We start from the raw sequence: 7,736 nt of genomic DNA on the forward strand, positions 1-7,736 counted from the left end.
CGCCGCGCCCGCCACCCCGACCGCCCCGGGCACGGACGAGGCCGTCGCCGCGGTCGCCCGCCCGGGCAGCGGCGCGCTGACCTTCAAGCCCATCCCGCCGAACAAGCTGGACACGCTTGTCGTGCCGAACGGGTACGACCACGCCGTGGTCATCAAGTGGGGCGACGAGGTGGTGCCCGGCGCGCCCGCGTTCGACGTGCACCACCAGAGCGCCGCCGCGCAGGCCAAGCAGTTCGGCTACAACAACGACTTCGTCGGTGTACTGCCGATCGACCGCAAGCGCGCGCTGCTCGTGGTCAACCACGAGTACACCAACGAGGACCTGATGTTCCCCGGCTTCACCGGCCAGGACGCGCTCACCGTGGAGCAGCTGCGGGTCGCGATGGCCGCCCACGGCATGTCCGTGGTGGAGCTGGAGCGGGTGGAGAACTCCGGGCAGTGGCGGCCGGTACGACGCGGCCGGCGGGAGTACAACCGCCGGGTCACCGCCCTGGCCACGAAGTTCGAGCTGACCGGCCCGGCCGCCGGATCGGCCTGGCTGCGGACCGCCGCCGACCCCAAGGGCCGTACGGTCGTCGGCACGCTGAACAACTGCGCCGGCGGCGTCACCCCGTGGGGCACCGTGCTCTCCGGCGAGGAGAACTTCAACCAGTACTTCGTCGGCGGCGACGGCGCGCCGGAGGAGCTGAAGCCGAAGCTGGCCCGCTACGGCATCCCCACCGACGTGCGCTACCCGAGCGGCAGCCGCAAGTGGGACCGGGCCGACGAGCGGTTCGACCTCGCGAGGCACCCGAACGAGGCACACCGGTTCGGCTGGGTGGTCGAGATCGACCCGTTCGACCCGCAGGCCCGGCCGCGCAAGCACACCGCGTTGGGCCGGGTGAAGCACGAGGGCGCCAACGTCATCGTGGCCCGCAGCGGACACGTGGTCGCGTACATGGGCGACGACGAGCGCTTCGACTACCTCTACAAGTTCGTCTCGGACAAGAAGTTCATGCCGGGCAACTCCTGGGTGGCCCGCAAGCACAACCTGACGCTGCTGGAGTCGGGCACGCTCTACGTCGCGGCGCTGACCGGCGACAGCCCGGGCGAGATCGACGGCAGCGGCACGCTCCCCGCGGACGGCGGCTTCGGCGGCCGGGGCCGCTGGATCAAGCTGGTCAGTGGCAACCGCTCGTACGTCGACGGCATGACCGCCGCCGACGTGCTCACCTTCACCCGGCTGGCCGGCGACAAGGTCGGGGCGACCAAGATGGACCGTCCCGAGGACGTCGAGCCGAGCCTGCTGACCGGCAAGGTCTACGTCGCGCTGACCAACAACACCGACCGGGGCAAGGCCGGCAAGGCGCCGGCCGACGAGGCGAACCCGCGCAACGCGAACAGGCACGGGCAGATCCTGGAACTGGTCGAGGACCGGGGCGACAACACCGCCGAGACCTTCGCGTGGTCGCTGCCGATCGTCTGCGGCGACCCGGCCGACGCCTCGACCTACTTCGCCGGCTACGACAAGACCAAGGTCTCCCCGATCTCCTGCCCGGACAACGTCGCCTTCGACGCCACCGGCAACCTCTGGATCTCGACCGACGGCAACGCGCTGGGCAGCAACGACGGGCTCTTCGCCACCGCCGTCGAGGGTCCGGAGCGGGGGCACCTGAAGCAGTTCCTCACGGTGCCGCTCGGCGCGGAGACCTGCGGCCCGTTCATCACGAAGGACAACCGGTCGGTCTTCGTGGCCGTGCAGCACCCGGGCGAGATCTCCGGCGCCTCGGTGGAGAACCCGGCCTCCACCTGGCCGGACGGCGACTTCGCCAAGCCCGGTGTGGTGGTCACCTGGCGCCTCGACGGAGGCCCGGTCGGCAGCTGAGCCATCCCCGGGGCGGTCCGGCGCTGGACCGCCCGCTGGAGGGCCGCCATCCCGCCAGGGTGGTGGCCCTCCTAGTTCTCGGTGGCGATCCCGTCGGCGATGGACCGCGCGGCGGTGAGCAGCTTCGCCCGGACCACCCGGGCGGAGGTCATCATCTCGCCGGCCGGCAGCGCGCAGGCCAGCACCACCCGCCGCTCGATGTCCTTGTCCGGGGTGACCAGCACCGCGGCGCACGCCACGCCCTGCCGGAACTGTCCCAGCTCCAGTTGCATGCCACGCCGGTCGCCGGCGGCCAGGTCGGCCTCGAACGCCTCGACCGTGGTCAGGGTCGCGGTGGTGAACGGCCGCATGCCGTACTCGCGCAGGTAGCGGAAGCGCTGCTCGGCGGTGAGCGTGGCGAGCAGGCTCTTGCCGAGCGCGGTGGCGTGCGCGCCTTCGTCGAAGCCCGGCACCAGGTCCTCCAGGAACGGCGAGCGCGGTCCCTCGGCGGACGCGGTCACCGCGACCTGCCCGCCCACGAAGCGGCCCAGGTAGTGGCTCCAACCGGTGTCCACGGCGGCGCGCCGCAGCGCCTCACCCACCGCGGGCGGCCCGCGGAACGCGGTGACCAGCTCGCGGTAGCGATCGGCCACCTCCAGCCCGACGATGTACGTCCCGTCCTCGCGCCGGATCACGTAGCCCTCGTAGGCCAGCGTGCGCACCAGGTGGTAGGTGGTGGCGACGGTCAACTCGCAGCGGCGGGCGATCTGCTTCACGGTGAGCCCTCTCGGCGCACGGCCGACCGACTCGAGCACTCGAAGCGCGCGGGAGACGCTGCGGATCAGGTCCGAAGGTTCCGCCAGGGGGTCGCGCACAACCACCTCCGCCGCCGGGGACTTACACCATATGAAAAACAGGCCGAGTGCGAAATGCCTGTTCGGATGGAGGATGCCAGATCACCGGACACCCACCGTGCACCGACAGACACGATCAGCAGCGAAAACGTGCCCGGCGTAGGTTGAGCGCCGATGACCGAAACAATTTCGCGAGCCGGTTCGGCGTCGGCCGGCGGAGCGGTCCGGGCCGGCGCCGGCGCCACCGTCACCACCATCGCCTGCGTCCTGCCGGTCTTCCTGGTCGGCGGCCTGGCCGTGCAACTCGGCGACGAGCTGGGTTTCAGCCCCGCCGGGCTGGGCCTGGCGGTCTCGGTCTACTTCGGCGTCAGCGCGCTGGCCTCGGTGCCCTCCGGCGCGCTTGTCGAGCGGTACGGGCCGGCCCCGGTCGCCCGGGCCGGCGTCCTGCTCTCCGCCGGCTCGATGCTGGCCGTCGCGGCGCTGGCCCGGTCGTACCCGCTCCTCGTGGCGCTGCTCGCGGTCGGCGCCACCGCCAACGCCCTCGGCCAGCTCGCCAGCAACGCCGCGCTGGCCGCCCGCGTGCCGACCCGCCGGCAGGGCCTCTCCTTCGGCGTGAAGCAGGCCGCCATCCCGGTCTCCACCCTGCTGGCGGGCGTGGCGGTGCCCACCGTCGCACTGACCGCCGGTTGGCGCTGGGCCTTCGTGGCGGCCGCCGGGGCGGCGCTCCGGCGGGCGCGGGTGGTCCGGCGGGTCACGGCCGGGGTCTGGTCGGCACCGGCGGGGGTACGGCGAGTGGTCACAGGCCTGCTCCGCGGATGGGCACCCGGCCACCCGAGTTCCGCCTCTTCCGGTGCCCGGCGGGCACGGGGTCGGATGCGGGCCCCGTGCGCGAGGTCGTCGCAGGTCCGGGCTGTCCGGCTGGCCCGGGAGAACCCCGTGCCATGCCTAGACGCTAATCGCACCGGGGCCCCGCGGCTAGAGGCGGACGTGGATCATGCCCGTCCGGAAGGTGAACGTGCCCGGAACCGGCCGGGATGCATGCCCCCTGCGCGCACCCCGGCCGGAGTTCCGTCGCCTCAGCCCTGCCGACGCACCAGGGTCCCGCCTCTCGGCCCGGCGCCGGCGGCGCTGAACGAGGACCCGGTGTACGTGGTGCCCGGCCGGGCCGCCGCGCCGCCGAGCTGGGCGGTCGCGGTGACGCGTACGGCCTGGGCTGAGCCGGTGCGCCCGGTGACCGCGCTGGGTACCGCGGTACCGGCGAACGGGGTGGCCGCGCGTCCGACCGACGTCACCACGGTCGGCGCCGGGCCGGCGAGCGCCGAGGCGATGGCGGCCTGCGCGTCGCGGCGCCGGCGGTTCCAGGCGCCCCGGTCGCCGTCGAAGTAGCCCTGCCGGTAGCCGAACCGGTAGCCGATCCGGTAGCTGAGCTGGCCGTGCAGACGACCGGCGGCGTAACAGGTGGAGCCGAGCACGAGGACGAGGACCACGGCGAGAAAAGGGCTCACCGGGTCACCTCCGCCGTCCGGGACGGCGTGCCGCCCCGGCTCATCGCTCGTCCGCCCCGGGCAGCGGGTCGACCACCAGCAGCCGCTCCAGGTCGGCGGTGCTGACCTCCTCGACCAGTTCGACGCTGATCCGGCAACCGTCGAGGATGACCTCGGCGACGGACGCCCGGCGGATCTCGCCGCCGGAGTCGTAGACGCGCACACTCAGCTCCGGGCAGCCGAGGTGGGTACGCCAGGCGTCCCACTCCTCCCGGTCACCGACGCTGAGCGAGAGGTAGCGACAGCCCCGGGCGAGGTAGACGCGCCAAGGCGCGCTCAGCCCGGCGGAGACCCCGTCCGCGATCAGGCCGAACGCCTGGGCGCGGGTCGCGAGCTCGGTCACGAGACCCCCTCGGCACCCGCGGAGTGACGCATGTGAGCACTCGTCGTCTCAAGCACGTGACACACCGTAAGTTGTCTCATGAGCGTGACAGTATCAGCTTTTCGTCCGTTTACCGCCGTACTCGTGTCCATCTATTCTGCCCGGGTGACACCCCTCAGGAGCAGCTCCGAATCGTTTACCGGAAAACCCGCGCCAACGTCACGTCGGCGTGACAGCAGCGCGCCGAGACGGCCCGACGAGGCCGACTGGCCGTACCGTCACGGGGTGACCGAGACGGCCAACGCACGGAAGATCGCCTTCGCCACCTTCGTCCGCCGCGCGCTGGACGACGCCCGCGCGATGCGGGCCTGGAGCGGCACCGAGGTCTCCCGGCGCACCGGCGTCTCCCGCCAGACCATCAACCGCTGGGTGCGCGGCGACTGGGCCAGCGACCCCGAGGCGGAACGGGTGGTCGCCTTCTGCGAGGGCCTCGGGCTCGACCCCGCGGCCGCGTTCGTCGCGCTCGGTTGGGACCGGGCCGCCGGCCCCCGCGCCGAGCCGACCCCGCCCCCGATGGACCCCGACGTCGAGGCGCTGCTGCGCCGGCTGGTCGACCCGAACGTCTCCGACGCGGAGAAGTTCCACATTCGAGAAACCATTCGTTACCTCGCATATCGCCCGACCCTGCCGGCCGGTGTCCGAAATAGAGGTAAACAGGCCGGCTAGTTCCTCAGATGGCGAAAGAACGGAAGGTCAGACCCGATCGTTTCGCCGCGGGGACGGATCGGACCCGCTAGCGTCCACGTTTGTACTGCTAGGGGCTCGTCGTCGGCGGGGGGACGGGACACAGCCGAACCCAGCCCTGCGGGACAGAAGGAGGGGTCTGTCCATGACCCTGAAATGGTTGGCAGTCGTGGTCGCGGTGGTGTCGGTGACATCGTGCGTGACCGGCAACGTGGTGGTCGGCGTTCTGGACGGCGGGCAGCTTCCCCTGGTCGCCAATCTCCTCGCGCTCACCACGGCCGGCACCGCGGTGATCCTCGCCGTCGTCGCCGAGCTGCACGATCGGCTCAACGACCGGGTCAGCGCGCTCACCGAGTTCCTGGTGGCGCGGCTCAACGAGATCGAGGCGCACACCGGCGACCGGAACACCGGCTTCGTGGAGGGCTACCTGCTCAGCCACGGCCAGGAGGCGGCCGTGGTGCCGTTCGGGCGCCGGGGACGGGGAGCCGCCGAACGCTGACCCACCACGTCGTCCCGACGTCACATCTCGGCTACGAATACGCCGCCCGGCGCGGGGTACGCTGTCGCGCGTGCCGCCGTTGAATCTGGGCAACCAGCAGCCGAAGACCCCGTTGGACGCGGAGCACGCCTGGCGTGCGACAGCCGCCCGCGTGGGGGAGGTCGTGCTCTTCTTCGACTTCGACGGCACGCTCGCGCCCGTCGACGACGATCCCACCGCGGTCCGCCCCGCGCCCAAGGTGCTCACCGCACTGGAGGCGCTGGCCCCGCGCGTACGCCGGATCGCCATCGTGTCCGCGCGACCCGTCGAGTTCCTCCGCGACCACCTGGGCGGCCTCGCCGGCGTGGACCTCTACGGGCTCTACGGCCTGGAGCACAGCCACTCCGGCGGCGAGACGGTCACCGAGCCGGCCGCGCTGCCGTGGGTGCCGACCATGGCCGAGCTGGCCGAGCAGGCCCGGGCCGAGCTGCCGCCCGGCGCGCTCGTCGAGTTCAAGCGGCTCTCCGTCGCGCTGCACTGGCGCACCGCCCCGCAGCTCGGCGACGTCGTGCAGGAGTGGGGACGGAGCCAGGCCGAGCGGCTCGGCCTGCGCTGCCAGGCCGGTCGGATGGTGCTGGAGCTGAAGCCCCCGGTCGACCGGGACAAGGGCATGGTCATCGGCGAGGCCGTGCGGGACGCAGGTGGCGCCTGGTACTTCGGCGACGACGTCTCCGACATCAAGGCGTTCGCCGCGCTGCGCGCCCGCGCCGCCACCGATCCGACCTTCCTCGGCGTGTGCGTGGCGGTCGCCAACCCGGAGACCGGTCACGAGGTCGCCGACGCCGCCGACCTCACTCTCGACTCCCCCGCCGCCCTCGGCGACTTCCTCACGGCCGCTCTCCCGCACCTCACCTGAGCCGACCCCGCTCGTCGATCTTGCACTTGCCGCCCCGGCAAAAAGGGTGAGAGCCACCCGCGAGGGGCCGAATGTGCAAGATCGCCGAGGGAGGCGGGGAGGCGGAGAGGGGCGCGCGTCAGACGCCGTAGCGGCGTTGGCGGGTGGCGTAGGAGCGCAGGGCGCGGAGGAAGTCGACCTTGCGGAAGTCGGGCCAGTTCAGCTCGCAGAAGTAGAACTCCGAGTGCGCGCTCTGCCAGAGCATGAAACCGGAGAGTCGCTGCTCGCCGCTGGTCCGGATGATCAGATCCGGGTCCGGCAGCCCCTTGGTGTAGAGGTGCTCGGAGATGTGGTCGACGTCGAGCGACGAGGCCAGCTCCTCGATCGTGCCGCCGTTCGCCGCGTGCTCCAGCAGCAGGGAGCGGACCGCGTCGGCGATCTCGCGTCGCCCGCCGTACCCGACGGCGATGTTGACCTGGGCCCCGCCGTCGCGGTCCCGGGTGCGCTCCTCGGCGGCCTTGAGCGCCGCCGCGTGCGGCGCGGGCAGCACGTCGAGCGCGCCCACCATCCGCAGCCGCCAGGGGTTGCCCTCCTCGGCCAGCTCGGTGGTGAGGTCCTCGATGATCTGGAGCAGCGGGTCCAGCTCGGCGGCCGGCCGGGAGAGGTTGTCGGTGGAGAGCAGCCAGAGCGTGACGTGCCCGACGCCCGCCGCGTCGCACCAGCGGAGCAGCTCCTTGATCCGCTCGGCGCCCATCCGGTGGCCGTCGTTCGGGTCGACGAAGCCCATCTCCCGGGCCCATCTGCGGTTGCCGTCGCACATCACGCCGACGTGTGCGGGCACGGGCTTACCCGCGAGCTTCGCCGTGAGCCGGCGCTCGTACACGGAGTAGAGAAGTTTCCGCAGAGTCATCACCTTGCAGGGTAGCGACCCCGGGGAAAGATCAGTGCCGCGGTGGCGCATCGCGGGACGGCCGGCCGCTCCCGGCCCTCCGCGGGCGCGGCACCCCGGCCGCGATCGAGATCGGAAGAGCGTCGTGTAGGGAAAGAGTGTTCAGA

At 72.2% G+C, this 7,736-nt stretch carries 8 protein-coding genes and 1 pseudogene; 5 read left to right on the forward strand and 4 right to left on the reverse strand.

Going from position 1 to position 7,736, the window contains the following annotated elements; all coding sequences use genetic code 11:
* Positions 1-1,864, forward strand: a 1,864-nt coding sequence (locus HUW36_RS20900; RefSeq protein WP_246248249.1) for a PhoX family protein, incomplete at its 5' end; no start/stop codon positions are given.
* 71 nt (positions 1,865-1,935) lie between these two features.
* Here the strand turns inward: HUW36_RS20900 and HUW36_RS20905 are convergent.
* Positions 1,936-2,718: an IclR family transcriptional regulator gene (locus HUW36_RS20905; protein ID WP_174529714.1), complete on the reverse strand. Its 783-nt coding sequence runs from the start codon at positions 2,716-2,718 to the stop codon at positions 1,936-1,938.
* 153 nt (positions 2,719-2,871) lie between these two features.
* Between HUW36_RS20905 and HUW36_RS20910 the strand changes: the two are divergent.
* Positions 2,872-3,447, forward strand: a pseudogene (locus tag HUW36_RS20910) (MFS transporter); the annotation flags it as partial.
* A gap of 326 nt (positions 3,448-3,773) precedes the next feature.
* Here the strand turns inward: HUW36_RS20910 and HUW36_RS20915 are convergent.
* The gene (locus HUW36_RS20915) at positions 3,774-4,202 is read right to left on the reverse strand and encodes a hypothetical protein (protein ID WP_174529715.1); all 429 of its coding nucleotides are present in this window, start codon (positions 4,200-4,202) and stop codon (positions 3,774-3,776) included.
* A gap of 40 nt (positions 4,203-4,242) precedes the next feature.
* On the reverse strand, positions 4,243-4,584 hold the full coding sequence (locus HUW36_RS20920) for a hypothetical protein (protein ID WP_091582110.1): 342 nt from the start codon (positions 4,582-4,584) through the stop codon (positions 4,243-4,245).
* Positions 4,585-4,848: 264 nt separating this feature from the next.
* On the opposite strand from HUW36_RS20920, the gene HUW36_RS20925 reads away from it, so the two are divergent.
* From HUW36_RS20925 to otsB, 3 genes are all read left to right on the forward strand, one after another.
* Complete coding sequence (locus tag HUW36_RS20925) at positions 4,849-5,289, forward strand: XRE family transcriptional regulator (protein WP_174529716.1); 441 nt, start codon at positions 4,849-4,851, stop codon at positions 5,287-5,289.
* Positions 5,290-5,452: 163 nt separating this feature from the next.
* Entirely contained in the window at positions 5,453-5,806 is a 354-nt protein-coding gene (locus HUW36_RS20930) for a hypothetical protein (protein WP_174529717.1), read from the forward strand.
* Between the two features lie 70 nt (positions 5,807-5,876).
* Positions 5,877-6,701: a trehalose-phosphatase gene (otsB, locus tag HUW36_RS20935; protein ID WP_174529718.1), complete on the forward strand. Its 825-nt coding sequence runs from the start codon at positions 5,877-5,879 to the stop codon at positions 6,699-6,701.
* 118 nt (positions 6,702-6,819) lie between these two features.
* Here the strand turns inward: otsB and HUW36_RS20940 are convergent, their stop codons facing one another.
* Positions 6,820-7,590 (reverse strand): isoprenyl transferase, encoded by a 771-nt coding sequence (locus HUW36_RS20940; RefSeq protein WP_174529719.1) that lies wholly within the window; start codon positions 7,588-7,590, stop codon positions 6,820-6,822.
* Positions 7,591-7,736 lie beyond the last annotated feature (146 nt).

The organism is Micromonospora maritima (assembly GCF_902825405.1).
GTDB classification, from domain to species: Bacteria; Actinomycetota; Actinomycetes; order Mycobacteriales; family Micromonosporaceae; genus Micromonospora; species Micromonospora maritima.